At 71.2% G+C, this 23,865-nt stretch carries 26 protein-coding genes; 14 read left to right on the top strand and 12 right to left on the bottom strand.

Translation table 11 applies throughout. The features are described from left to right. Window positions 1-51 precede the first annotated feature (51 nt). The 4 genes from STRCI_RS38130 to STRCI_RS38115 all read right to left on the bottom strand — a co-directional run bounded on the left by STRCI_RS38130 (window position 52) and on the right by STRCI_RS38115 (window position 3,018). Window positions 52-570: an SAM-dependent methyltransferase gene (locus tag STRCI_RS38130; RefSeq protein ID WP_269663573.1), complete on the bottom strand. Its 519-nt coding sequence runs from the start codon at window positions 568-570 to the stop codon at window positions 52-54. Between the two features lie 10 nt (window positions 571-580). Beyond that, window positions 581-1,366 carry an alpha/beta fold hydrolase gene (locus STRCI_RS38125; protein WP_269663572.1) on the bottom strand — a complete coding sequence of 262 codons (786 nt, stop codon included), beginning with the start codon at window positions 1,364-1,366 and terminating at the stop codon, window positions 581-583. A 61-nt stretch (window positions 1,367-1,427) separates the two neighbouring features. Beyond that, window positions 1,428-2,612 (bottom strand): RNA polymerase sigma factor, encoded by a 1,185-nt coding sequence (locus tag STRCI_RS38120; protein WP_269663571.1) that lies wholly within the window; start codon window positions 2,610-2,612, stop codon window positions 1,428-1,430. Beyond that, window positions 2,605-3,018, bottom strand: a complete 414-nt coding sequence (locus STRCI_RS38115) for a YciI family protein (protein WP_269663570.1) — start codon at window positions 3,016-3,018, stop codon at window positions 2,605-2,607. The genes STRCI_RS38120 and STRCI_RS38115 overlap by 8 nt, the downstream gene beginning before the upstream one ends. Before the next feature lie 315 nt (window positions 3,019-3,333). Here STRCI_RS38115 and STRCI_RS38110 point away from each other — a divergent pair, with 315 nt between their 5' ends. From STRCI_RS38110 to STRCI_RS38085, 6 genes are read left to right on the top strand one after another with little or no spacing between them, the layout of a single operon-like run. Continuing rightward, a complete protein-coding gene (locus STRCI_RS38110) occupies window positions 3,334-4,743 on the top strand; it encodes an ATP-binding protein (protein ID WP_269663569.1) in 1,410 nt (469 codons plus the stop codon). Then, window positions 4,743-5,165 (top strand): roadblock/LC7 domain-containing protein, encoded by a 423-nt coding sequence (locus tag STRCI_RS38105; RefSeq protein ID WP_269663568.1) that lies wholly within the window; start codon window positions 4,743-4,745, stop codon window positions 5,163-5,165. The genes STRCI_RS38110 and STRCI_RS38105 overlap by 1 nt, the downstream gene beginning before the upstream one ends. Beyond that, entirely contained in the window at window positions 5,162-5,524 is a 363-nt protein-coding gene (locus tag STRCI_RS38100; RefSeq protein WP_269663567.1) for a DUF742 domain-containing protein, read from the top strand. The genes STRCI_RS38105 and STRCI_RS38100 overlap by 4 nt, the downstream gene beginning before the upstream one ends. Continuing rightward, window positions 5,496-6,104, top strand: a complete 609-nt coding sequence (locus STRCI_RS38095; RefSeq protein ID WP_269663566.1) for a GTP-binding protein — start codon at window positions 5,496-5,498, stop codon at window positions 6,102-6,104. Before STRCI_RS38100 ends, STRCI_RS38095 begins: the two co-directional genes overlap by 29 nt. Next, complete coding sequence (locus STRCI_RS38090; RefSeq protein ID WP_269663565.1) at window positions 6,101-7,339, top strand: cytochrome P450 family protein; 1,239 nt, start codon at window positions 6,101-6,103, stop codon at window positions 7,337-7,339. The genes STRCI_RS38095 and STRCI_RS38090 overlap by 4 nt, the downstream gene beginning before the upstream one ends. Next, window positions 7,336-8,571: a cytochrome P450 family protein gene (locus tag STRCI_RS38085; RefSeq protein WP_269663564.1), complete on the top strand. Its 1,236-nt coding sequence runs from the start codon at window positions 7,336-7,338 to the stop codon at window positions 8,569-8,571. Before STRCI_RS38090 ends, STRCI_RS38085 begins: the two co-directional genes overlap by 4 nt. Before the next feature lie 131 nt (window positions 8,572-8,702). Here the strand turns inward: STRCI_RS38085 and STRCI_RS38080 are convergent, their stop codons facing one another. Both STRCI_RS38080 and STRCI_RS38075 read right to left on the bottom strand, forming a co-directional pair. Next, window positions 8,703-10,196 (bottom strand): helix-turn-helix domain-containing protein, encoded by a 1,494-nt coding sequence (locus tag STRCI_RS38080; RefSeq protein ID WP_269663563.1) that lies wholly within the window; start codon window positions 10,194-10,196, stop codon window positions 8,703-8,705. A 200-nt stretch (window positions 10,197-10,396) separates the two neighbouring features. Then, window positions 10,397-11,275, bottom strand: a complete 879-nt coding sequence (locus STRCI_RS38075) for a MerR family transcriptional regulator (protein WP_269663562.1) — start codon at window positions 11,273-11,275, stop codon at window positions 10,397-10,399. Between the two features lie 92 nt (window positions 11,276-11,367). Between STRCI_RS38075 and STRCI_RS38070 the strand changes: the two genes are divergently transcribed. The 3 genes from STRCI_RS38070 to STRCI_RS38060 are packed head-to-tail and all read left to right on the top strand — an operon-like array spanning window position 11,368 to window position 13,591. Then, complete coding sequence (locus STRCI_RS38070) at window positions 11,368-11,988, top strand: L-threonylcarbamoyladenylate synthase (protein ID WP_269663561.1); 621 nt, start codon at window positions 11,368-11,370, stop codon at window positions 11,986-11,988. A gap of 32 nt (window positions 11,989-12,020) precedes the next feature. Next, window positions 12,021-12,776, top strand: coding sequence for a dienelactone hydrolase family protein (locus STRCI_RS38065; RefSeq protein WP_269663560.1), 756 nt, complete (start codon window positions 12,021-12,023; stop codon window positions 12,774-12,776). Window positions 12,777-12,811: 35 nt separating this feature from the next. Then, window positions 12,812-13,591 (top strand): SDR family NAD(P)-dependent oxidoreductase, encoded by a 780-nt coding sequence (locus STRCI_RS38060; protein ID WP_269663559.1) that lies wholly within the window; start codon window positions 12,812-12,814, stop codon window positions 13,589-13,591. A gap of 16 nt (window positions 13,592-13,607) precedes the next feature. Here STRCI_RS38060 and STRCI_RS38055 read toward each other — a convergent pair whose 3' ends face one another. Then, window positions 13,608-14,078, bottom strand: coding sequence for an NUDIX domain-containing protein (locus STRCI_RS38055; protein WP_269663558.1), 471 nt, complete (start codon window positions 14,076-14,078; stop codon window positions 13,608-13,610). Between the two features lie 170 nt (window positions 14,079-14,248). Between STRCI_RS38055 and STRCI_RS38050 the strand changes: the two genes are divergently transcribed. From STRCI_RS38050 to STRCI_RS38040, 3 genes are all read left to right on the top strand, one after another. Next, window positions 14,249-15,130, top strand: coding sequence for a sigma-70 family RNA polymerase sigma factor (locus tag STRCI_RS38050; RefSeq protein WP_269663557.1), 882 nt, complete (start codon window positions 14,249-14,251; stop codon window positions 15,128-15,130). A gap of 85 nt (window positions 15,131-15,215) precedes the next feature. Further along, window positions 15,216-15,686 (top strand): carboxymuconolactone decarboxylase family protein, encoded by a 471-nt coding sequence (locus STRCI_RS38045; protein WP_269663556.1) that lies wholly within the window; start codon window positions 15,216-15,218, stop codon window positions 15,684-15,686. A 92-nt stretch (window positions 15,687-15,778) separates the two neighbouring features. Next, window positions 15,779-16,165, top strand: a complete 387-nt coding sequence (locus tag STRCI_RS38040; protein WP_269663555.1) for a DoxX family protein — start codon at window positions 15,779-15,781, stop codon at window positions 16,163-16,165. 209 nt (window positions 16,166-16,374) lie between these two features. On the opposite strand, the gene STRCI_RS38035 is transcribed toward STRCI_RS38040, so the two are convergent. The 3 genes from STRCI_RS38035 to STRCI_RS38025 are packed head-to-tail and all read right to left on the bottom strand — an operon-like array spanning window position 16,375 to window position 19,010. Then, window positions 16,375-17,205 (bottom strand): M55 family metallopeptidase, encoded by an 831-nt coding sequence (locus STRCI_RS38035; protein ID WP_269663554.1) that lies wholly within the window; start codon window positions 17,203-17,205, stop codon window positions 16,375-16,377. A gap of 12 nt (window positions 17,206-17,217) precedes the next feature. Then, window positions 17,218-17,826 (bottom strand): HAD-IA family hydrolase, encoded by a 609-nt coding sequence (locus STRCI_RS38030; protein ID WP_269663553.1) that lies wholly within the window; start codon window positions 17,824-17,826, stop codon window positions 17,218-17,220. 26 nt (window positions 17,827-17,852) lie between these two features. Further along, on the bottom strand, window positions 17,853-19,010 hold the full coding sequence (locus STRCI_RS38025) for an MFS transporter (RefSeq protein WP_269664751.1): 1,158 nt from the start codon (window positions 19,008-19,010) through the stop codon (window positions 17,853-17,855). Between the two features lie 116 nt (window positions 19,011-19,126). Here STRCI_RS38025 and STRCI_RS38020 point away from each other — a divergent pair, with 116 nt between their 5' ends. Beyond that, a complete protein-coding gene (locus tag STRCI_RS38020) occupies window positions 19,127-19,888 on the top strand; it encodes a DeoR/GlpR family DNA-binding transcription regulator (RefSeq protein WP_269663552.1) in 762 nt (253 codons plus the stop codon). Window positions 19,889-19,894: 6 nt separating this feature from the next. Here the strand turns inward: STRCI_RS38020 and STRCI_RS38015 are convergent, their stop codons facing one another. Both STRCI_RS38015 and STRCI_RS38010 read right to left on the bottom strand, forming a co-directional pair. Next, window positions 19,895-22,288 (bottom strand): excinuclease ABC subunit UvrA, encoded by a 2,394-nt coding sequence (locus tag STRCI_RS38015; RefSeq protein ID WP_269663551.1) that lies wholly within the window; start codon window positions 22,286-22,288, stop codon window positions 19,895-19,897. 111 nt (window positions 22,289-22,399) lie between these two features. Further along, on the bottom strand, window positions 22,400-22,810 hold the full coding sequence (locus STRCI_RS38010) for a VOC family protein (RefSeq protein ID WP_269663550.1): 411 nt from the start codon (window positions 22,808-22,810) through the stop codon (window positions 22,400-22,402). A 103-nt stretch (window positions 22,811-22,913) separates the two neighbouring features. Here STRCI_RS38010 and STRCI_RS38005 point away from each other — a divergent pair, with 103 nt between their 5' ends. Beyond that, entirely contained in the window at window positions 22,914-23,852 is a 939-nt protein-coding gene (locus STRCI_RS38005) for an SMP-30/gluconolactonase/LRE family protein (RefSeq protein WP_269663549.1), read from the top strand. The last annotated feature ends 13 nt before the right edge of the window (window positions 23,853-23,865 follow it).

The raw sequence follows: 23,865 nt of genomic DNA, 5'->3' as shown, positions 1-23,865 counted from the left end.
GCCGACTATGCCACTCACGGCTTATATAAGGCAACTCTTAAATAAGGAGCCTCAGGGACGGCCCACGATGGCCACGACCGGCGCCGAGCGGATCACCTCGGTGGTGAATCCGGCCGCTTCGAACGCGCCCGTCGCCTTCTCTACGACCTCCTGCTCACGACCCGCGGGCGTCTCGTAGAACGCGTACAGGGCGCCGCCGGGCGCGAGGAGGGATGCGGCGAGGGCCAGTTCGGCGCGGGCCGGGCCGGTCCAGAAGAGGTTGACGTTGACGGCGAAGATCTTGTCGAAGCTCCGGTCGGACAGGCCCTCGGCCGCCAGCTCGGCCGCGGTGAAGGGGATCCGGGCGAGCGCGGCCCGCCCTTCCTCGACCAGCGCGGCATTGCGGCTCAGGGCTCGAGCCACGGCCGTCGCCGAGCGGTCGACGGCCGTGATCGAGCCGGTCTCCAGCAGTTCACAGACCAGCTGGACGGCGACCCCGCCACCGCAGCCGATCTCCAGGACGCGGTCGGCCGGACCCACATCGAGCAGCGCGACCGCCCGCTCGACGCGTCGCGGAACCGCTGCTGCCATGGCGTGCCTTTCAGACGGGTGCCGGGGCCGTCACGAAGGAGTCGATCGCCGCGGTGAGTTCCGCCGGACGTTCCACCGGGAGTTCGTGGCCCGCGTCGATGATGCGCACCACGGCGTCGGGACAGGCCTTCGCCATCCGCAGCATCTGGGTGACCGGCAGCTGGATGTCGTGGTAGCCGTGCACCAGCAGGGTCGGCGTGCGGATCTCACCGAGGCGGTCCAGGACGTCGAACGCGCGCATGGCGCCGTACAGCGTCATGACCACCTCGCGCGGGGTGGCCGCCGAGGCGCGGATGTACTCGCGGATCTCCTCGCGGGGGTGGCCGGGGGCGAAGGCGCGCTGGATGTTGGTGGCGACGAAGAGCTTGAAGGGCACCAGGGTCGAGGCGGCCATCAGCAGACCACGGCCTCGGTTGTACGTCATCCGGCTGATGGAGTTGACCAGCACCAGGCGCTCGACCCGATCGGGGTGGGCGAGCGTGATGGTCTGGGCGATCATTCCGCCCATCGAGTGGCCGACCAGCACGCACCGCTGGATCCCCAGATGGTCGAGGAGGGCGAGGACGTCGGCGGCCAGCTCCTCGATGGTGCGCACGCCCGCCCCGCTGCTCTCGCCGTGCCCGCGCAGGTCGAGCCGGACCACCCGGCGCCGCTCGGCAAAGTGCGTCGTCTGGTGGTCCCAGCGGTGCCGGTTCGCCGTCCAGCCGTGGACGAGGACGAGGGGCACCTCGGCGCTGTCGCGGGGGCCCTCGTCGTCGTAGGTCAGCGTCGCGCCGTCGACTGCGAGTTGCGGCATGGGGGCCTCCTGCGTGCGGTCCGGTTACTCGCGAGTACGGTAACCGGTCGCAGGGCTCGCGTCACTGGTCCTCGGTTGCTCCCTTGGCTTCGGTGGACCTGAGCTGGCGCAGACGGGCGTTGAGCCGGGCGGCCTGGCGGGTCAGATGGTCGACCTCGGCGAGGTTGGGCGCCTTGTGGGCCGCCTCGGCGTACAGCCGTGCCGCCGTGCGCAGGTCGCCGTCGCGCTCGTGGAGGTAGGCGGCGACCGCGGTGCAGCGGGGCAGGGAGTCGTCCAGCACCGCGAGCGCGGCCAGTCCGGCGCGGGGGCCGTCGGCCTCGCCGACCGCGACCGCGCGGTTGAGGCGGACGACCGGGCTGTCGGTGAGCCGGGTGAGTTCGTCGTACCACTCGACGATCTGCACCCAGTCGGTCTCCTCGGCGGTGGGCGCGTCGGCGTGCAGGGCGGCGATGGCGGCCTGGGCCTGGAACTCGCCCAGCCGGTCGCGGGCGAGCGCCGCCTGGAGGATCTCGACGCCCTCGGCGATCAGCTCGGTGTCCCACTGGCTGCGGTCCTGCTCGGCGAGCGGCACCAGGCTGCCGTCGGGTGCGGTGCGGGCGGCGCGGCGGGCGTGGTGGAGCAGCATCAGGGCGAGCAGCCCCGCCGCCTCGGGGTGATCGATCACGGCGGCGAGCTGCCGGGCGAGCCGGATGGCCTCGGCGGCGAGGTCCAGGTCGCCGGAGTAGCCCTCGTTGAAGACCAGGTACAGGACGCGCAGCACGGTGGCGACATCGCCGGGCCGGTCGAGCCGTACGTCGGAGACGGTGCGCTTGGCCCGGCTGATGCGCTGCGCCATCGTCGCCTCGGGCACCAGGTACGCCTGGGCGATCTGCCGGGTGGTGAGGCCGCCGACGGCGCGCAGGGTGAGGGCGGCCGCGGAGGCCGGGGTCAGCGACGGGTGGGCGCACAGGAAGTACAGCTGGAGCGTGTCGTCGGCCCCGGGGGCGGGCCCGGGCGGAGGTTGCTCGTCGAGGAGGTCCTCGCGCCGGCGGCGGGCGGCGTCCGCCCGGGTCGCGTCGAGGAACTTGCGCCAGGCCGCCGTGACCAGCCACCCCTTCGGGTCCCGCGGCGGGTCGGCGGGCCACACGCGCAGCGCCTCGATCAGTGCTTCCTGTACGGCGTCCTCGGCCGCCGCGAAGTCTGCTCCGCGGCGGACGAGGATGCCGAGCACGCTCGGTGTGAGGCTCCTGAGCAGGGCCTCATCCATGGCAGTCCGTGGTGGGATTCACGGCCAGGAAGGGACGCAGCTCCAGCCACTCGTGGATCGGCTTCCCGCCGGCGCCGGGGGCCGCCGACAGCTCTCCGGCGAGCTCCACGGCGCGCTCGTAGGTGTCGACGTCGATCACCATCCACCCGGCGATGAGGTCCTTGGTCTCGGCGAACGGACCGTCGGTGACCGGCGGACGCCCTTCGCCGTCGTAGCGGACCCAGGTCCCCTCGGGGGCGAGCGCCTGGCCGTCGACGTACTCGCCGGTCTTCTCCAGCCGGTCCGCGAAGTCCCGCATGAACTGCATGTGCGCCGAGATCTCTTCCGGTGTCCACTGGTCCATGGGCACGTCGTTCGCCGCCGCCGGGGCGCCGCGGTAGTGCTTCAGCAGCAGGTACTTCGCCATGGTGGCTCTCCTTGGTACTGGTGCGACCCATTGTGGTCGCGTTCACCCCTGGGACGCAGCCGGAGACCCGTTCTCGACATCGGCGCGGAGACTGTTCCAAGATTCTTTTCCGGTGCCTGGCCATCGAAGATCAACTCGCGGTCGCTGCCCGGCAATTCAGACAGTTGACGCAGAAGTGAACAGAGAGCGAGCGGATTCGGAGCGAAGTACCCATCGACCGTGCGAGAGCGGTCGATGACGGTGTGTACTGTGCTGCGAGCGCCTCGTGAGGGGGCCTCGCCCTCACCCCTGCCCTCTTCTCTGGATACCGATTCGATGATCGAACTACCGGACCTGGCCCTCGGCGGACTGGCCGTCGGCACCCTGTCCGCGCTCGCCCTCGGCAGCGGGCTGCTCCGGTCGAGACGGCAACGGGCCGTGCAGCGGGACGAGATCGCCGCGCTGCGGGCCCATCTCGACGGCGTGGTGCAGACGTTCGCGGCCGAGATCGAGCACCTCGCGGCGAAGCGCGTGCCCGCCGCTGCCCGCCAGCTCGCGCACCCCCATGTCGCGGTGCCGGGCCCCCTCCAGCTCCGGGCGGCCGGGTCCTCGCTCGGTGTGGCGATGGAGAACGTGCTGAGCCAGCTGCGCGTCGAACTGACCGCGCAGCACCTGCGCGTGGACGCCGCCGCACAGGCCGGGATGCGGGGCGCCACCCGGGAGATCCAGGCCGCGCTGTACCGGCTCCAGGACGCGCTGCGCGGACTGCAACAGAGCTACGACGACCCCGAGTTGGCGCAGACCCTGTTCGAACTGGACCATGAGAACGAGCAGTCGCTGCGGCGCGCCCAGGTCGCCGCCGTGGTGTGCGGGGCCTGGGTGGGCCTGGCCCGCGAGGAGTCCCATCTGGTGGACGCGGTGACCGGTGGCCAGGCCCGGCTCGCGGGCTACCACCGGGTCCGGGTCAACAACCACCTCAAGGCGGGCACCGCGCTGGTCTCGCACGCCGTCGAACCCGTCGCGATCATCGTCGCCGAGCTGCTGGACAACGCGCTGCGGCACTCCGCGCCGGACACGGACGTCGTGGTCAACCTGGAGCACGTGCACCACGGTGTCTGCGTCACCGTCGACGACGCGGGCCTCGGCATGACCCTGGACGAACGGGAGCGCGCCCAGAGGCTGGTGGCCGGTTCCGAGCCGATCCTCCTCACCGACCTCGGGGATCCGCCGCGGATGGGGCTCGCCGCGATCGGCCAGCTCACCCGGCAGTTCGATCTGACCGTGGACCTGTCCTCGCCCTCGCCGTACGGCGGGGTCCGGGCGGTGCTGCGCGTCGACAGCCATCTGCTCACCCGGATCGACCCCGAGGACCGGCCCCCGGCCGCCAGCGCCCCGCGCCCGACGCGCCGGGCGGCACCCGAGCCGACGCCCGCCCCCACCCCCGCGGCGGACACCGGCCACGACTACGTCGCCGAACCCGACGGCACCCCGGCCGACACCAGGCACCACGGGACCCAGCCCGCCGCCGACCCCGACGGGCTGCCGCAGCGCCGACGCCGCGGCAGAACGGCCGCTGCCGCGGACGTACCCGAACAGCGCACGCCCGCCCGACGGCCCGAGGAGTCCGCCGCCGCGCTCGGCGGGCTCCAGGCCGCCACCGCGGCGGCACGCTCCGCGGCCCACGAGGACACCGCGGCCACCGACCATGACACCGAGCGCGACGACCACGAGGGGGGAACGGCCTGATGACCGGCCGCGAAGCAGGAGACACGGCGTGGGTGCTGGATCCGATCCTCGAGGTGCCGCATGTCGTGGCCGCCGTACTGCTCACCCGGGACGGGCTCGTCACCGGTTACACCGACGCGCTCAGCCAGGCGTCGGCCGAGCGGGTGGCCGCCATCACCAGCACCGTGCAGGGGGCCTGTCGTACCGCGGCGGCCGCCTTCGCCGACCGGGAGCGGGCCGAGGTGCGCCAGGTCGTCATCGAGTCGGACCACGGATACGTCCTGATCGTGCCGACCGACCACGGCACCTGTGTCGCCGCCTACGGCGATGCCGAGGTGCGTCTGGACCTGCTGGCGCACCGGGTGCACTCGCAGGTGGCGCGGCTCGGCGAGAAGGCGATGGCCGCCGCGCCCAGAGGGACCGACGGCGGCGCGCCGGAATGACCGGCCGCCCGGGCGGCCGTCCGCTGGTCCCCGCGTATCTGTCGACCGGCGGCGTGGCCCGGCCCAGCCGCCCCCAGCTGGAGCGGCTCTCGGTGCTCTCCGGCAGCGGCGAGCCCGCGCCGGCCGGTCTGCCCGCCGCCGAACTGGCCCTGCTGGACGCCCTGGACGGCGGCTCCCTGACGGTGGTGGAGGCCGCGGCGCACCTGCGACTGCCGGTCTCCGCCGTGCGGGTCCTCGCGGGCACGCTGGTGGACCGGAACCTGGTCCTCGCCCGCGCCCCGATCCCGACCGCCGAACGCTTCGACCCCGACCTGCTGAAGAGAGTGGCCGATGGCCTTCGCGCCCTCAAGCACGACTAGCGGCATCCACCTGCCCGAAGATGCCCGTGACCTGGTGAAGATCCTGGTCGCGGGCCCCTTCGGGGTGGGCAAGACCACGCTGATCGACTCCGTCTCGGAGATCCGGCCGCTGCACACCGAGGAGCGGCTCAGCGAGGCGTCCGCGCCGGTGGACGACCTGGCCGGGATCCGGGAGAAGGCGACGACCACGGTCGCCATCGACTTCGGGCGGATCAGCCTGAACGGCGGGATCGTGCTCTACCTGTTCGGCACGCCCGGCCAGGAGCGGTTCCGTTCCCTGTGGGACGACATCGCCTATGGCGCCCTCGGCGCGCTGGTCCTGGTGGACAGCCGCCGCATCGACGCGTCCTTCGACGTGCTCGGTCTGGTGGAGGAGAGCGGGCTGCCGTACGCGGTCGCCTTCAACGCCTTCCCGGACGCGCCGGGCCACTACACCGAGGAGCAGTTGCGCGCCGCCCTGGACCTGGAGCCGGGCACACCGATGGTGACCTGCGACGCGCGCGACACCAACTCCTCCGTGGACGCGCTGCTCGCGCTGGTCCAGCACCTGATCGACCGCCACCCTCCGGAGACCCGGTGACCACCTACCCCACCACCCAGCAGACCTTCTCCCGCTCCGCGCCCGTGCGCCTGTGGGAGGACGGCTTCGCCCTCGACCCCTATCGCTACTACGCCGATCTGCGCGCCCAAGGGCCGGTCGGTTGGGCCGAGTTGGCGCCGGGCGTGCCCGCGTACGTCGTCACCGACCGGCGCGCGGCGCTGGATCTGCTGCACGACACGGAGACGTTCTCGCACGATCCGCGGCCCTGGGAGTCGACGGTCGCCGACGACTCCCCGGTGCTCGGCATGATGCGCTGGCGGCCCAACACGCTGTTCGCCGACGGCGCCGCGCACATCCGCTACCGGACCGCGCTGCTCGACGCCTTCGACCGGGTCGAGCCGCACGATCTGCGCGCCCGGGTGCACCGCGCGGTGCGGCTGCTGGTGGGGCGGATCGGTCCGCGCGGCGAGGCCGACCTGGTGCGCGACTTCGCCCGGCCGCTGATGGCGCTGGTCTTCAACGACCTGTTCGGGCTGCCCGACAGCGCGAGCGACCGGCTCAACACGGCGCTCGGCAAGATGATGGAGGGCGGCGCCGAAGCGGCCGAGGGCGAGGCGGAGTTCGGCGGATACGTACTGGAGCTGATCGCGGCCAAGGCCGAGCGGCGCGGCGAGGACCTGCCGAGCTGGCTGCTGGACCATCCGGCGGGGCTCACCCCCGAGGAGGTCACCTGGCAGGTCTTCCTCACCCTGGGCGCCGGGCACGAGCCGACGGCGAACCTGGTGTCCAACGCGCTCTCCCGCATCCTCGGCAACCCCTCCTACTACTCCACGCTGACCAGCGGGGCGCGCCCGGTGATGGACGCCGTGGTGGAGGTGCTGCACCACGAGACGCCGCTGGCCAACTACGGCATCCACTACGCCCGCACACCGGTCACCTTCCACGGCGCGTGGATCAGGGCCGCGGTCCCGGTCGTCATCTCCTACGGGGCGCTCGCGCACGCCGCCGAGCAGGACCAGGGCGCCCGTCGGCACCCGGGGGACGCCTCCCATCTGTCCTGGTCGGCGGGGCCGCACGCCTGCCCGGTCAAGCAGCACACGCTGCTCATCGCGACGGAGGCGATCGAACGGCTCACCCAGTGGCTGCCCGATCTCGACCCCGTCCTGCCGCGCGAGCGTCTGTCCTGGCGGCCGGGTCCGTTCCACCGTTCGCTGACCGGCCTGCCCGTGCGCTTCAGCCCCCGCTCCCCCGATCTGCCTGGAGGCCCGTCGTGACCGTGACCGACCGCACCGAACGCTTCGCCCTCGACCCGTTCGGCTCCGACATCGCCGCGGAGTCGGCCCGGCTGCGCGCCCTCGGCCCGGTCGTGCCCGTCGACCTGCCCGGCGGAATCCCGGCCTGGGCGCCCACCGGCTACGACACCCTCAAGCGGCTCATCCTCGACCCGCAGGTCAGCAAGGATCCCCGCAAGCACTGGCGGCTCTGGCCGGAGATCGGCGAACACCCCTCCTGGGGCTGGATCCTGGGCTGGGTCGGCGTGGTCAACATGCTGTCCACCTACGGCCCCGACCACACCCGGCTGCGCAAGCTGGTGGCACCCAGCTTCACCCAGCGGCGCACCGAGGCGATGCGGTCCCGGGTCGAGGCGATCACGGCGGAGCTGCTGGAGCAGGTGGCCGGTTCCGGCGACGACGTCGTGGACATCAAGGCGGCCCTCGCCCACCCCCTGCCCCTGCGGTTCATCTGCGAACTCTTCGGCGTGCCCGACGCGTTGGTGACCGACACCACCCGGCTGATCGCGGCCATCATGGACACCTCGGACCCCTCCCCCGAGCACGCCGCGTTCGTGCAGCAGCAGATCGGCACGGTGCTGCCCGCGCTGATCGCCCACCGCACCGAGCACCCCGGGGACGATCTGACCACCGAGCTGATCCGGGTGCGGGACGAGGACGGCGACCGGCTCAGCGACGAGGAACTGCTGTACACGCTGCTGCTGGTGATCGGCGCGGGATTCGAGACGACGGTGAACCTCATCGGCAACGCGGTCGTCGCCCTGCTGCGCGACCCCGAGCAGCTGGCGGCCGTACGGGCCGGGGAAATCACCTGGGACGCGGTCGTCGACGAGACGCTGCGGGTCCACCCGTCGATCGCCTCGCTACCGCTCCGGTTCGCGGTCAGCGACATCGAGATCGCGGGCGTCACGGTCCCGGCCGGGGACGCCATCATCACGACGTACGCCGCCGCGGGCCTGGACCCCGAGCACTACGGCCCGGACGCGGACTCCTTCGACGCCGCGCGCGGCGCCGACGACCACATGGCGTTCGGTATCGGCGTGCACCGCTGCATCGGCGCGCCGCTGGCCCGGGTGGAGGCACTGACCGCGCTGCCCGCGCTGTTCGACCGGTTCCCGGGGATGCGGCTCGCCGTCGACGCGGACGAGCTGCGGCAGGTGCCGTCGTTCATCGCCTTCGGCTGGCAGGAGATTCCGGTGGTACTCGGCGACTGACCGTGGCCGGGCACGGAACGCGGGGGCCGACCGGTCCCCCGTTCCGGTCGCGCCCCCGCGGCTCGTCGAACTTACGCGGAGGGCAGGGTGCTTGTGAACCGTGTCGATGCCCGCTGATGACGGCTCGGGGCTCACCTGTGCACAAGTGAGTCCGATTCACCCCGTTTTACCCCGCGCAGGGCGGGCTGATCGAGGTCGCCCGACGCCAGATGAGCGAGCACGACCTCGTACAGGTCGCCGCCGCCGGCGAGGAGCTGCCGTTCGAGGACGGGTTCCGCGGCGCGGACGTGTTCGCGCACGGTCTGGGCGTGGACGCCGAGGGTCTGCGCGGCACGTTCGGCGTTGCCGCCCACCGCGATCCAGGTGCGCAGGGTGCGGCGCAGGTCGCGGGTGTCGGCGTCCAGGCGGGACAGGAGGTCGTGGGCCCAGGTACGCATCGCGGGTCCGCCGAGCAGCTCACCCGCCTCGGCGGGCGCGGTGTCCGGGTCGTGCTCGGCGTGCTCCTGGGTGTTGAGCGCGAGGTGGACGACGGCACGGGCGGTGAGGTCGGTGAAGTCCGTGCCCAGCAGGGCCTCCGCGCGTTCCATCCGGGCCCGGACGGTGTTGCGGCTGACACCGAGCACCTTGGCCGCGCTGACCGCGGTGAACTCCAGGCCGAGCCGGGTGGTGGCGAGCAGCTCGGCGCGGGTGTGATGGGGCAGGCTGTCGAGGGGCCGCAGCACCCGGGCGGTCCAGCCGTGCAACACGGCGGGGTCCATCAGGCGCTCGGGGTGGGTGCGCTCGGCGTACACCGCCGCCTGGTCGGGGCGGAAGTGGGCCACGGCCAGCGCGCTCACGGCCTGGCCGTAGGCGGTGGCGGTCCGGGCGAGGCTCTGGCGGGCGCTGCCGCCGAGGTAGACCCGGGGGCGGGAGCCGATCAGCGACCGCAGGACGGCGGCCACGCTGTCCCGGGGCGTCACCACGATCACATGCCCGTCCATCGCCGGGCAGCGCACGACCAGCGCCTGTTCCGCCGTGGCGTCCAGGCACTCCTCGGCGAGCCGGTCGCGCTCCTCGGGCCGGCTCTCGACGACGTAGACACAGGCAGTGTCGGTGTCCAGCAGCCCCGGCCACAGGCCCGCGGCGACCCGGCGGGCGGAGACGGTGTCCTCCACCATGAGCAGTTGCAGGATCGCCAGCCGCAGGTCGGAGGTGGCCTGGTGGAGCCGGTGCACGGAGTCGGTGGCCTGATGGGCCCTGAGCAGCAGTTCGAGGACCTGGACGGTGTGCGTGACGATCTCGGAGGCGCGCCGGTCGAAGGGGACCGTGCGGGACACGGTCAGCACACCCGCGGCCGCCGCCACGCGGACCAGCCGCAGATGGCGGCCCTGTCCCTCCCACGCGGCGGAGGCGATCCGCCCGGCCACGATGTCCCCGAGCAGCCCTTCGAACGGCCCGGTGTCCAGGGCGGTTCCGGCGAGGACGGTGCCGGTGTCGTCGTGCAGACAGACCGTGCCCCGCACCGTGTCCGCGAGCCATCCGACGACCTGCCGCACGCTGGGCGCACCCGGCCGCAGCAGGTCCAGCAACTCCCGTTCCCAGGCCCGCTCCTCCGAGCTGTGGCTCCCGTCCTCCCGGCCACCCACCTTCGGCCTTCCCTCGCCTTTCGTCCCCGTTGTCGACGTATCGCTTCGGGACGTTACCGCACCCTCGCGCGGCTGGCGTGCGCCGTCCACAGCAAGGACGGGTCCCCACCACTCACGGCTTCAGACGTGTCGGTGTGAGGTCGGTGGAGGGATGTTGAAAGCACCGGACAGCGAAGGGGAACTGCTTCAGCTCCCGCCCCTCACGCGGCCCGCGCCCGCAGAGCCGCCACGGTCCAGCGGATCACCGGGGTGTGGGGCTCCGGCGGCGGCCAGCCGTTGATCACCGCGAGCAGCTCGAAGTACCGGTCCCGGCGCGGATCGTCGGCGGCTTCCAGTCGCTGGAGCAGATCACGGCCGGCGTGCGCGGTGAGGGCCGCTACGGCGGAGGCGGCGTCCGGGGAGTCAGGGGCGATCCCGGCCGCCAGCGCCGGACCCACGTGCCGGTGGGCGAGTGCCACGGCGTCCGGGAGCGGTGGGCAGGACGCCCGGCGCGCGTGCTCCTCGACCAGTCGGCGTACGGCGTCCCGGAAGTCAGGGTCGAGGGAGAGCTCCGCCAGCTCCATCCAGGCCTCGGCCTGGGCCTGGGTCGGTTCGTCGGGGGGCTCGGGGGTCATCGAGCGCCGTATCGCCAAGTGGGCCGGGACCTCGTCGAGGACCGAGCCGAGGAACTCCTCCACCAGGCGGCGGCGTTCGGTCGCGGTGAGGCGGGCGAGATCGTGCATCCGTCGTAGCTCCTCGGGGGTGGTGGGGGTACGGGCGGCCACGGCCGTGAGGACCGCGCGTCTGAGGCGCAGGGCGCCGATCCGGGCGTCCAGGGCGGCCGCGTGCCGGGCGGCGACTTCGTCCAGGGGCAGTTCCCGGTCGAGGATCCGCCGGATCGTGTCGAGCCCCAGACCGAGTTCGCGCAGGGTGCGGACGAAGGCGAGACGGGCCACGGCTTCAGGGGCGAAGCGGCGGTAACCGGCCGGAGTGCGTGCGACGGGGGTGACGATGCCGCGGTCGGAGTACAGCCGGACCGTCTTGACCGTCAGGCCGGTGCGGCGGGCCAGTTCGCCGATGGAGAGCGTGTCGCCGTTCATGCGCCAAGTCTCCGGTCTCCCCCGACGGGAGACTCAAGCGGGGCGGGCCCACCCTGCGCGTCGCGGGCGGGCACAGGGCATACCCTCGGCAAATGGCCAAGTACTTCGATGTGCACCCCGAGAACCCCCAGCCGCGTGTCCTCGCGCAGATCGCCGACAGCATCCGCGCCGACGCACTGATCGCGTACCCGACGGACTCCTGCTACGCACTGGGCTGCCGACTCGGCAGCCGCGACGGAACGGACCGGATGCGTGCGATCCGCCGCCTGGACGACCGGCACCACTTCACCCTGGTGTGCCAGGACTTCGCGCAGCTCGGGCAGTTCGTGCAGGTCGACAAGGACGTGTTCCGCGCGATCAAGGCCTCCACACCGGGCAGCTACACCTTCATCCTGCCCGCGACGAGGGAGGTGCCGCGCATGCTCCAGCACCCGAAGAAGAAGACCGTCGGCGTGCGCATCCCCGACCATGTGGTGACCCAGGCGATCCTCACCGAGCTGGGCGAGCCGCTACTGTCCAGCACGCTGCTGCTGCCCGACGAGGCCGAACCGATGACCCAGGGCTGGGAGATCAAGGACCGCCTCGACCATGTGCTGGACGCGGTGGTCGACTCCGGGGAGTGCGGCACCGAGCCGACCACCGTCATCGACTTCTCCGGCGGCGAGGCCGAGATCGTACGGCGTGGGGCGGGCGACACCGCGCGGTTCGAGTGAGGCCGTACGGCGATCCGTGCCACGATGATCACATGATCGCCGTACAGGGAACCACCGTTGACATCGTCACCGAGGACGGCACGGCCGACGCCTATCTGGCCCACCCCGGTGACGGAGCACCCCACCCCGCGGTCCTGTTCTACATGGACGCCTTCGGGCTGCGGCCCCAACTGCGAGCCATGGCCGACCGGATCGCCGGAGCCGGATACACGGTCCTGGTGCCGAACGTGTTCTACCGTCACGGACCCGCCCCGGTGGTCGAGTTGCCCGACTACATCGACCAGGCGGCGCGGGAAGGGATCTTCCAGCAACTCCGCCCGCTGGGGCAGTCCCTGACACCGGAGAGGGCGATGCGGGACGCCGACGCGTATCTGCGCGCGCTGGCGGAGAGCCCCCTGACCGCCGACGGTCCGGTGGCGCTGACCGGCTACTGCTTCGGCGCCCGTCTGTCGCTGCTGACCGCCGGAACGTATCCGGAACGGGTCGCCGCAGCGGCCGGCTTCCACAGCGGACCACTGGCCACCGACACACCGGACAGCCCCCACCTGGTCGCCGAACACATCACCGCGGAGCTCTACTTCGGCCATGCCGACAACGACCCGGCGATGCCCGTGGATCAGCAGGAACGCCTGAAGAACGCCCTCAGGGCGGCGGGCGTCCGCCACCGCTGCGAGGTCTACCCGGGCGCCGAACACGGCTTCACCCAGGCCGACACCTCGGCCTACGACCGTGAGGCGGACGAACGCCACTGGGCGGCGCTGCTGGATCTCCTGAAGCGGACCTTCTGAGGCGCCAGGAGCATCACGCACTCTAAGGTGCGCCCATGACTTCCCAGCCCTACCTCTCCGAACTGTTCTCCCTCTCCGGCCGGGTCGCCCTGGTGACCGGCGGCAGCTCCGGCATCGGGCGCGCCATCGCCGGGGCCCTCGCCCGGGCGGGCGCGAGTGTCGTGGTCGTCGCCCGCAAGGAGGCGGAACTGGCGGCGACGGTAGCGGAGTTGACGGCTGATGGCTGCCGGGCCGCCTGGGTGAGCGCCGATCTGAGCACGCGGGACGGGGTACGCGCGGCGGCCGAGGAGGCGGCCGAGGCGTTCGGGGAACCGGACATCCTGGTGAATTCCGCCGGGATCAACCTGCGCCCGCCCATGGCCGAACTGGACGAGGACGTCTGGGACACCACCATGACCGTGAACCTGGAGGCCCCCTACCTCCTGGGCCAACGCTTCGGCCCCGGCATGGCCGAACGCGGCTTCGGCCGCATCATCCACATCACCTCCCAACAGGCCCACCGCGCCTTCGTCCAGAGCGGCGCCTACGGCGTCTCCAAGGGCGCGCTGGAGTCACTCGCCCGCTCCCAGGCGGAGGCCTGGTCCCCCCATGGAGTCACCTGCAACACCTTGGTCCCGGGTTTCGTCATGACCCCGCTGAACGCCCGCCTGTCGTCCGACCCCGAGAAGGTGGCAGCCCTCGCAGCCCGCACGATGGTCGGCCGCAACGGCCTGGCCGAGGACTTCGCGGGAGCGGCGGTCTTCCTGGCGAGCGGCGCCTCGGCGTACGTCACAGGCCAGTCCCTGTTCGTGGACGGCGGCTTCTCCGTCCACTGACATTGAGGATCGAGGGTCAGCCGAGGTAGGGCCGCTCGCGGTGCTCCAGGAAGTGTCGGATCCGGAGCCGTTGCGTGTGGTGCATCGGCAGTTGATCGATCTCTTCCGGCCGGACGAACCGCAGCTCGGTGGACTCGTCCGAGATCGCGAGCCGGCCGCCGACCCTGCGGGCGGTGAAGCAGACGTTGAACTGTCTGCGCACCTCGTCGTCCGAGTAGGCGATGACGTGGCGAGGATCGGTGTACGTGCCCACGAGCCCGGTGATCTCCACATCCAGACCCGTTTCTTCCTTCACCTCACGGACGGCTGTCCCCGGAAGCGAATCGGCCATCTCCATCCCGCCACCAGGGAGCGCCCAGAGATCGTTGTCCCGGCGACGATGAAGGAGCAAACGCCCTTCGTCGTCGGTAACCACGGCGGACGCGGCGACCACCAGGCTGTTCGGCTCCGGTGCCGCTGGGTCGTCGTAGTACTCGGTCCGTGCCATCGTCACCCTCCTCTTACGGTGTCGGGGTCTACGACCCGGACGATGCACCGCACCCCGTCCAACGACAGGCCGCCGCTGCCGCGCTTCCATCCGATGCACGCCGAACGGTTACCTCGGCGCCTTCCGGCCCGTCATGATCATGACGGAGTTCGCGCGAGGAAGGTAACGACATGACCGGGTCAGGTCCGCACGAAGTACTGGCGGGAGTCTTCGAAGAGCAGCGTGAGCGTCTGGTGGCGGTCGCGTTCCGGATGCTTGGGTCGCGGGGGGACGCCGAGGACGCGGTGCAGGAGGCGTGGATCCGGCTGGCGCGGCAGGACGCGGGCGCGATCGACAACCTGGCCGGCTGGCTGACCACCGTGGTCGGCCGGGTCTGTATCGACGTGCTGCGCTCGCGCAAGACCCGTGCCGAGCTGTCGTACGACGACCGCCTGCCCGAGCTGGTGGTGACCGTGGACGGCGGGGCGGCGCCCGAGGACGACGCGATGCTCGCCGAATCGGTCGGGCTGGCCCTGCTGGTCGTACTCGACACCCTCACGCCCACCGAGCGGCTGGCGTTCGTCCTGCATGACATGTTCGCGGTGCCGTTCGCGGAGATCGGCGAGATCATCGGGCGGTCCACCGACGCGACCAAGATGCTCGCCAGCCGGGCACGCCGGAAGGTGCAGGGCACTTCGGTGCCGGCGGAGGAGCCGCGCCGGCAGCGCGCGGTGGTCGACGCATTTCTTGCCGCGGCGCGGAACGGGGACTTCGAAGGGCTCGTACGAGTACTCGATCCCGACGTGACCTGGCGCACGTACCACCCGCAGGGCGTGATGACCACGGTCGGGGCGGGCGAGGTCGCCGAACCGGTCCTGCGCGGCGCCCGGTCGATGACCTCGGTGCTCCCGGTCTGGGTCAACGGCGAACCCGGGTTCGTGGCCTGGGGTGCGAACGGCAAGGTGCTCGGCGTGGTGGCGTGCACCGTGGTCGACGACCGGATCGTCGAGCTCCTGACCGTGAGCGACCGAGGGCGCCTCGACGCCATGGGTCTGCCCGCGCGACCCGAGTAGAACACACCGAGCGCATGGGGTTGTTACGTCCTGGCGGGGCTCTTCGTCGTAGTGGTGCAAGCAGCCGAAGACGAAGGAGACCGAGATGGAAACCCGGATCAACCCCATGCGCAACGAGGTCGGATCGAAGTGGGCCAAGTACATCATCTCGTCGAACAAGGCCATCACCGACTCGGCGCTGCCGAAGGCGGTGCAGGAGCTGGTGAAGATCCGCGCCAGCCAGATCAACGGCTGCGGAGGCTGCCTCGACATGCACACCAAGGACGCCGCGGCCGCCGGCGAGAGCGCGGTGCGGATCAACCTGGTCGGGGCATGGCGGGAGACAACCGTCTACACCGAGGCGGAGCGGGCGGCACTGGAACTCACCGAGCAGGGCACCCGCCTCGCCGACTCCAGGGGCGTCACCGATGAGGCGTGGGCGAACGCGGCGAAGCACTACGACGAGGACCAGCTCATGGCCCTGGTGGCTCTGATCTGCGTGATCAACGCCTTCAACCGGCTGAACGTGATCACCCGGACCCCCGGCGGCGAGTACCAGCCCGGTCAGTTCGGCTGACGCGGACATTCCCCTCACCATCTCAGGCGGACCCGGGATCCCGGGTCCGCCCCCGGCCGCCACCCCCAGAAGCTTCGCCCAGGAGAAGACTCATGAACCTCGCGCTGTGGATCGTCACCGGCCTGCTGACCGCCGTCTTCCTGTTCTCCGGTTTCGGGAAGCTGTTCGTCCCGCGGGAGAAGATGGCCACGATGGCCGACGCCGCGCGCTGGGTCCTCGACTTCAAGCCCGGCCCCCTCAAGGCCATCGGAGCACTTGAGATCCTCGGTGCCACGGGCCTGATCCTGCCGGCCGTGCTCGACATCGCGCCGATACTGGTACCGCTGGCGGCCACCGGCCTGGCACTGATCATGACCGGCGCCACGATCCTGCGGATCCGCCGCGGCGAGACCAAAGCCGCGCTGGGGGACGGCGGCTACCTTGCCCTGACCGCCTTCGTGGCGATCGGCCGCTTCGCGCTGGAACCCTTCACCGGCTGACCAACCCGCAACCCACGCGGGGACGCTGTTGGTCAATTCGGGTCCCGCGCCCCGGCTGAGGGCTCCTGCCCTGTGGGGGCCAACTGGCCGTAGAACTCCCCCAGATGGCCTGTCACGCGCTCCGAGATTGCGCGCCCAAGTCGAGCGGCTCGGCCTGGAATGGCTCGCCCTCGGCTGAACACGCCCTGCCGCCCCGGGCCGCGCAATGGTCAGCAGTACGGCGGCTGGTTGGTCAGGGATGTCGCCACTCTCATCCACACTCCGAACAGCCGGTAGAGAGTGGGCAGGGTGCCTTGGGCCTCTACGGTGCGGGTGTCCGTCGCGGTGACGCCCGGAATCCCCAGGAGGGTTGAGGCCACCGAGGACGACTGCCAGCGGACGGTGAGGGTGGAGTCGGCCGGGGGTGGCGCTGGGGGCGTTCGATTTGCCGTGAGTGCGGCGGTGATTGACTGTTCGATCGCCGTGCGGGCCTCGTCGGTGGGGCGTAGATCCGCCGCGAAGCGGTCCCGTGCGTGCTTCACCGCCACGGTCGTGACGGAGGCGTCCCATTCGGCCATCTCCTCGCAGGCGCGGTCGTCGCCGGTGAGGGCGGCCAGCGGGACGCCGAGGGCCGCCGCCGTGGCGTGGGCCAGGGCGATCTCGCCGACGGGGCGGCCGTTCAGCCAGATGTCCTCGATCTCGTGGCCCATGAAGCTGTGGCTCAGGACCCCGAGCGCTCCGGCCCGGGAGTGGTAGCCGACGCAGAGCATGGCGTCGTGCTCGGGGGTGAGGCCTTCGAGCATGCCCATGTGCTTGGGCTTGCCCCGGATCAGGCGGGCGGCCGGGTGCAGGGACTCCGGGAGGATGTTGCGCATGGGGCCGTGGGCGTCGTTGACGGTGATGTCGGTGGCGCCGGCCGCGAGGGCGCCCCGGACGGCGGCGTTGACGTCCTCGGCCATCATCAGTCGGCCGCGCTCGTAGTCCCGGCCGCCGGGCTGGACGTCGTCGGCGTCCACGAGCCCGGTGACGCCTTCCATGTCCGCACTGAGGTAGATCCGCACTGGGCACACTCCTCAAAGTTCGATCGCGATGGCGGCCGCCAGCTCGTCCTGGGCGGTGAAGACGTGCCCGCGCATTCCCGTGGCCCGCGCGGCGCGTACGTTCTCCTCGCGGTCGTCGACGAAGAGGAAGTCCGCCGGGGCAGCCCGCATCGCGTCGGCGCAGTGTCGGAAAGCCGCTGGGTCTGGTTTCGCCACTTTGATCTTTCCGGAGAAGGCGACGTGATCCAGATTGTGCAGCCAGGGCTGCGCGGCCAGGAAGGCGTCGGCGTGGTCCGCGGGGATGTTGGACAGCAGGGCTACCTCGGCGACCTCGCGGAGTGACTGGACGTAAGCCACCATCCGGTCGTCGACGCGTGACCAGCTGTCCATGTCGGCCCGGCGCAACTCCTCGATCATGTCGGCGTCAGGTTCGGAGTGCAGTTGTCTCAGTACGGCGGTCCAGTACTCCCCGGCCGACTGCTGTCCCGCGTCGTACGGCGGGCGGCAGGCCCAGTACGCCGTGGTGAAGTCTTCGGTGGGGGCGTGGCAGCGGGCGGCCATCTTCGCCAGGGCGCCCGGGCGTTGGTGGCGGGCGATGACTCCGAAGAGGTCGAACAGCACTATGTTCCGGTCACTCGACATGGGTTCCTCCTGATCCCGAGTGGCGGTCAGTGGGCGCTCGTCGCCGGCTCACGGGTGGGGTCGGGGGCGGTGCGCAGGACTCCCGCGGCCACGGCCGTGATCGCGCACAGCAGCGTCAGCAGGACGAAGGCGTGGTTGAGGGCGACCAGGTGGGTCAGCCAGCCGATGACCGCGGGACCGGCGAGCATGCCGACGTAGCCGAGTCCGGCGACTCGGGAGACGTTGGCGCCCGCGGCGGCGGGGTCGGCGTGGCCGGCCGCGCTGAACAGCTGCGGTACGCAGCCGGACAGGCCGAGACCGAACAGCGCCCAGCCCAGGAACGCGGCCCATATCCACGGGGCGAGGGCCACGATCGTGATGCCTACGGCGGCCGTCGCCGCTCCGTGGCGCAGGATCGCCGGGGAACCGAACCGGGCGACCAGGCGGTCGGCCAGCAGCCGCCCGATGGTCATGGTCGCCGCGAAGGTGCCGTACGCGAAGGCCGCCGCGCTCGCGGGTGCGCCCAGGACGTCCTTCAGGTGCAGGGCGCTCCAGTCGTTGGCCGCTCCCTCGCACAGCATCACCATCAGAGCCAGGGCTGCGAGGATCCAGATGCGTCCGCCGGTGCTCCGGGGCCCAGCGGTCGGCGCCTCGTCCACCGTGTCCGTGTCGGCCGTCGCGGGCAGCAGGGCGCGTGCCGTCGCCAGGGCGATCACGATGGTCAGGGAGCCTACGGCGGCCATGCCCGCCGCTGGGCTCAGGTCGGCGCTCGCCGTCGCCGCGCCCACGAGCGCGGCGAGGACACCGCCGACCGAGAACGTCGCGTGGAAGGCCGACATGACGGGACGGGCGTAGGCCTTCTCCACGTGTACGGCGTGGGCGTTCATGGCGACGTCCAGGCAGCCGTTGCAGAAGCCGAAGACCAGCAGGGCACCCGCCAGCGTCCACGGGTCCGCGGCGAGGCCGGGCAGTACCAGGGACGCCCCGCACAGCACTCCGGTGGCGGGGACGACGACGCGCGCTCCGAGCCCGTCGGTCAGCCGGCCGGCCACCTGCATGCCGAGGAAGGCCCCGAGGCCGAGCAGCACCAGGAGTCCTCCGAGCGTCGCGTGGCTGATGTCCACGCGCTCCTCGATGGCGGGGATGTTCACCACCCAGGTGCCCATTGTGGTGCCGCAGAGGATGAAGTAGACGAAGGTCGCCATTCGGGCGGACCGCAGCGAATGATTCACACCGATCAACGTAATGAACATTCCGAGTGATTGAATACTGGCGAATCGCACACATTGCATGTTCGTTTCGTGAGGTGTTCAATCGCCGCATGAGCAACGCAGACCGGCACGCGATGATCGCCCAGGCCGTCAGGGAGTCCGGCAGCAGCACGGTCCAGGAACTCGCCGCGCTGACCGGCGCCTCCGAGATGACGATCCGGCGCGACCTCGACGCGCTGGCCGCGCAGGGCGTCCTGGAGCGCGTCCGCGGCGGGGCCCGCACCCTGCTGCTCCGGGGCGAGGAGCCGCCGTTCGCGCTGCGCGCCCACAAGGCCGTCGACGCCAAGCGCCGTATCGCGGCGGAGGTGTCCGCGCTCATCGCCGACGGCGAGACCGTCCTCCTCGACAGCGGCACCACCTGCCTGGAGATCGCCCATCTGCTGCGTCGGCGGCCGGTCACGGTGATGGCCCTGTCCCTGCAGGCCGTCCATGTGCTCGCCGAGGTCCCGGCCCCGGTCAAGCTGATGGTGCCCGGCGGACAGCCGAGGGCCGCCGAGGGAGCCCTGACCGGGCCGCTCACTCTCGCGTCCCTCGCCGCCCTGCGCTTCGACACCGCGGTCATGGGCTGCTGCGGGCTGAGCGCGGCCGAGGGCCTGACCGCCTACGACCTCGACGACGCGGCCGTGAAGAAGGCCGCCATCGCCTCCGCACGCCGCGTCGTCCTCGCCACCGACGGCAGCAAGCTCGGCCACACCGCCTACGCCTACGTCGGCCCCTCGACCCTGCTGCACACCCTCGTCACCGACGCCTCGGCACCCAAGGACGAGGTCACGGCGCTGGAAGCCACCGGAGTCGTCGTCCAGGCCGTATAGCCCGCGTCAGGCGCCGACGTACTGCGCCAGATGCTCGCCGGTGAGGGTGGAGCGCGCGTCGACCAGCTCGGCGGGCGTGCCCTCGAAGACGACCTTGCCGCCGTCGTGTCCGGCGCCGGGGCCGAGGTCGATGATCCAGTCGGCGTGCGCCATGACGGCCTGGTGGTGCTCGATGACGATCACCGACTTGCCGGAGTCCACCAACCGGTCGAGCAGGCCGAGCAGTTGCTGGACGTCGGCGAGATGCAGGCCGGTGGTCGGCTCGTCGAGGACGTAGACGCCGCCCTTGTCGGCCATGTGCGTGGCCAGCTTCAGCCGCTGCCGTTCACCGCCGGAGAGCGTGGTGAGCGGCTGGCCGAGGGTGAGGTAGCCGAGACCGACGTCGGCCAGCCGGCTGAGGATGGCGTGCGCGGCCGGGGTGCGGGCGTCGCCGGAGCCGAAGAACTCCTCCGCCTCGGCCACCGACATCGCGAGCACCTCGCTGATGTCGCGGCCGCCGAGGTGGTACTCCAGCACCGCGGACTGGAACCGCTTGCCCTCGCAGTCCTCGCACGGGGTGGCCACGCTCTGCATGATCGCCAGGTCGGTGTAGATGACCCCGGCGCCGTTGCAGGTCGGGCAGGCGCCCTCGGAGTTGGCGCTGAACAGGGCCGGCTTGACGCCGTTGACCTTGGCGAAGGCCTTGCGGATCGGGTCGAGCAGTCCGGTGTACGTCGCCGGGTTGCTGCGCCGGGAGCCGCGGATCGGGCTCTGGTCGACCGAGACGACGCCCTCGGCGGCGGGGATCGAGCCGTGTACCAGCGAGCTCTTGCCGGAGCCCGCGACGCCGGTGATGACGGTGAGCACACCGAGCGGGACGTCGACGTCGACGTCCTGGAGGTTGTTGGCCGTCGCACCGCGGATCTCCAGCGCGCCGGTCGCCTTGCGCACGTCCTCCTTCAGCACGGCCCGGTCGTCGAGGTGACGGCCGGTGACGGTGCCGGAGGAGCGCAGACCGTCGAGGCCGCCCTCGAAGCAGACGGTGCCGCCGCCGGAACCGGCGCCGGGGCCGAGGTCGACGACGTGGTCGGCGATCGCGATGGTCTCCGGCTTGTGCTCCACGACGAGCACCGTGTTGCCCTTGTCCCGCAGCCTGAGGAGCAGGTTGTTCATCCGCTCGATGTCATGGGGGTGCAGACCGATGGTCGGCTCGTCGAAGACGTAGGTGACATCGGTGAGCGAGGAGCCGAGGTGGCGGATCATCTTGACGCGCTGCGCCTCGCCGCCGGACAGGGAGCCGGAGGGCCGGTCCAGGGCGAGATAGCCGAGGCCGATCTCCACGAACGAGTCGAGGGTCTGCTGGAGCGCGGTCAGCAGCGGTGCCACCGACGGCTCCTTCAGGCCGCGCACCCACTCGGCGAGGTCGCGGATCTCCATCCCGCAGGCGTCGGCGATGGAGATCCGCTTGATCTTCGAGTTCCGGGCGCCCTCGCTCAGCCGGGTGCCGTCGCACTCGGGGCAGGTGGTGAAGGTGACGGCCCGCTCCACGAAGGCCCGGATGTGCGGCTGCATCGCCTCCTTGTCCTTGGACAGGAACGACTTCTGGATCTTCGGGATGAGACCTTCGTAGGTGAGGTTGACGCCGTTGACCTTCACCTTGGTCGGCTCGCCATAGAGGAAGGCGTGCATCTCCTTCTTGGTGAACCGGCGGATCGGCTTGTTCGGGTCCAGGAAGCCGGACTGGGCGTAGATGCCGACGGTCCAGACGTTGTCCGACTTCCAGCCGGGAATGGTGAAGGCGCCCTCGGCGATCGACTTGGAGTCGTCGTAGAGCTGGGTGAGGTCGATGTCGGAGACCTTGCCGCGGCCCTCGCAGTGGTTGCACATGCCGCCGGTGCGCTCGAAGGTCGCCTTCTCGGCCTTGGTCTTCGCGCCGCGCTCCACGGTGATCGCGCCGCTCGCCTTCACCGAGGCCGTGTTGAAGGAGTACGCGCTCGGCGGGCCGATGTGCGGCTTGCCGAGGCGGCTGAAGAGGATGCGCAGCATGGCGTTGGCGTCGGTGGCGGTACCCACGGTGGAGCGCGGGTCGGCGCCCATGCGCGCCTGGTCGACGCTGATCACGGTGGTGAGGCCGTCGAGCACATCGACCTCGGGCCGGGCCAGGTTCGCCATGAAGCCCTGCACGAAGGCGGGGTAGGTCTCGTTGATCAGCCGCTGCGACTCGGCGGCGATCGTGTCGAACACCAGGGAGCTCTTGCCCGATCCCGAGACCCCCGTGAACACCGTCAGCCGGCGCTTGGGGATCTCGATGCTGACGTCCTTGAGGTTGTTCTCGCGGGCGCCGTGCACACGGATCATGTCGTGGCTGTCGGCGATGTGCGGCGCAGGCGACTGGGTGCTCGTCCTGGTGGCCCTGCTCATCGTGTCTCCGTCTCCTCGCTGTCGCCTGGCCGGATCTGACCGGGTTCGAACAGTACGTCAGGTTCTACTTGATCGCTGCGAGAGGCGGCAACGATTCGCTGCTGGTACGGATCACTGCTTCTGCTGGATGCGGATCATGTTGCCCGAGGGGTCGCGGAAGGCGCAGTCGCGGACGCCGTAGGGCTGATCGGTCGGCTCCTGGACGACGTCGGCGTCGGTGGCCTGGAGCCGGTCGAAGGTGGCGTCGACGTCGGCGGTGGCGAGCAGGACGTAGCCGTAGGTGCCCTTGTCCATCATCGTCGTGATGGTGCGGCGCTCCTCGTCGGTGACGGAGGGGTCGGCGGCGGGCGGTGTCAGCACGATCGAGGTGTCGGGCTGGCCGGCGGGGCCGACGGTGATCCAGCGCATCTCGCCCTGGCCGACGTCGCCCCGGACCTCGAAGCCGAGGATGTCGCGGTAGAAGGCCAGGGAGGACTCGGGGTCGGTGTGCGGCAGGAAGCTGGCGTTGATGGTGATGTCCATGCCCGCCACGCTAGCCACGGCCCCCGAGGGCACGCTTCTCCATTCCTGACCGGTCTAGCATGCGCGGGGTGGGCAGGGTCGGTACGACAGTGAGGGTGGCCGCATGTCCGGCGCGCGACCGCAGGTGTACGAGATTCTCGACGAGCGCTTCCGCACCGGCCGGTGCCATGCGGGCGACTCGAAGCTGGAGGTCCTCCACGAGGGCTCCCGCTGGGCCGAGGGGCCCCTCTATGTGCCGGCCGGCCGGTATCTGCTGTGGAGCGACATCCCCAACGACCGGCTGCTGCGCTGGGACGAGACCACCGGAGCGGTCGGTGTGTTCCGCTCCCCCGCCGGCCATCCCAACGGCAACACCCTCGACAACGAGGGCCGTCTGATCACCTGTGAGCAGGGCAACCGCCGCGTCACCCGCACCGAGCACGACGGCTCGGTCACCGTGCTCGCCGACCGCTTCCAGGGCAAGCGGCTCAACAGCCCGAACGACGCGGCCGTGCGCTCCGACGGCTCGATCTGGTTCTCCGACCCGGACTTCGGGATCACCAGCGACTACGAGGGCAACCGCGCCGAGAGCGAGATCGGCGCCCGCAACGTCTACCGCGTGGACCCCGCGAGCGGTGAAGTGCGGCTGGTCGCCGACGGGTTCAGCGGGCCCAACGGCCTGGTCTTCTCCCTGGACGAGCGGCGGCTGTTCGTCTCCGACAGCCGCGCCAACCACATCCGGGTCTTCGATGTCCGCGAGGACGGCACGCTCTCCGGCGGCGAGATCTTCGCCGAGTGCAAGACCGGCAACTTCGACAACATCCGTTTCGACGACCAGGGCCGCCTGTGGGCCGCGGCCCTGGACGGCGGAGTGCACTGCTACGACCCGGACGGCACCCTGCTCGGGCGCCTCCTCATCCCCGACGTCGTCGCCAACATCCGCTTCGGCGGCGCCCGCCGCAACCGCATGTTCATCGCCGCCGACACCACCCTGTACTCCCTGGTCATGTCGGTCACCGGCGCCCCTGCTCTGCCGACGGGCGCTGGACCTCAGGCACAATGACCCCGGGGAACAG

The organism is Streptomyces cinnabarinus, assembly GCF_027270315.1.
Taxonomy (GTDB): domain Bacteria; phylum Actinomycetota; class Actinomycetes; order Streptomycetales; family Streptomycetaceae; genus Streptomyces; species Streptomyces cinnabarinus.
Note: the sequence above shows the minus strand (reverse complement) of the source record. Positions and strands in the feature narration are given on the sequence as shown.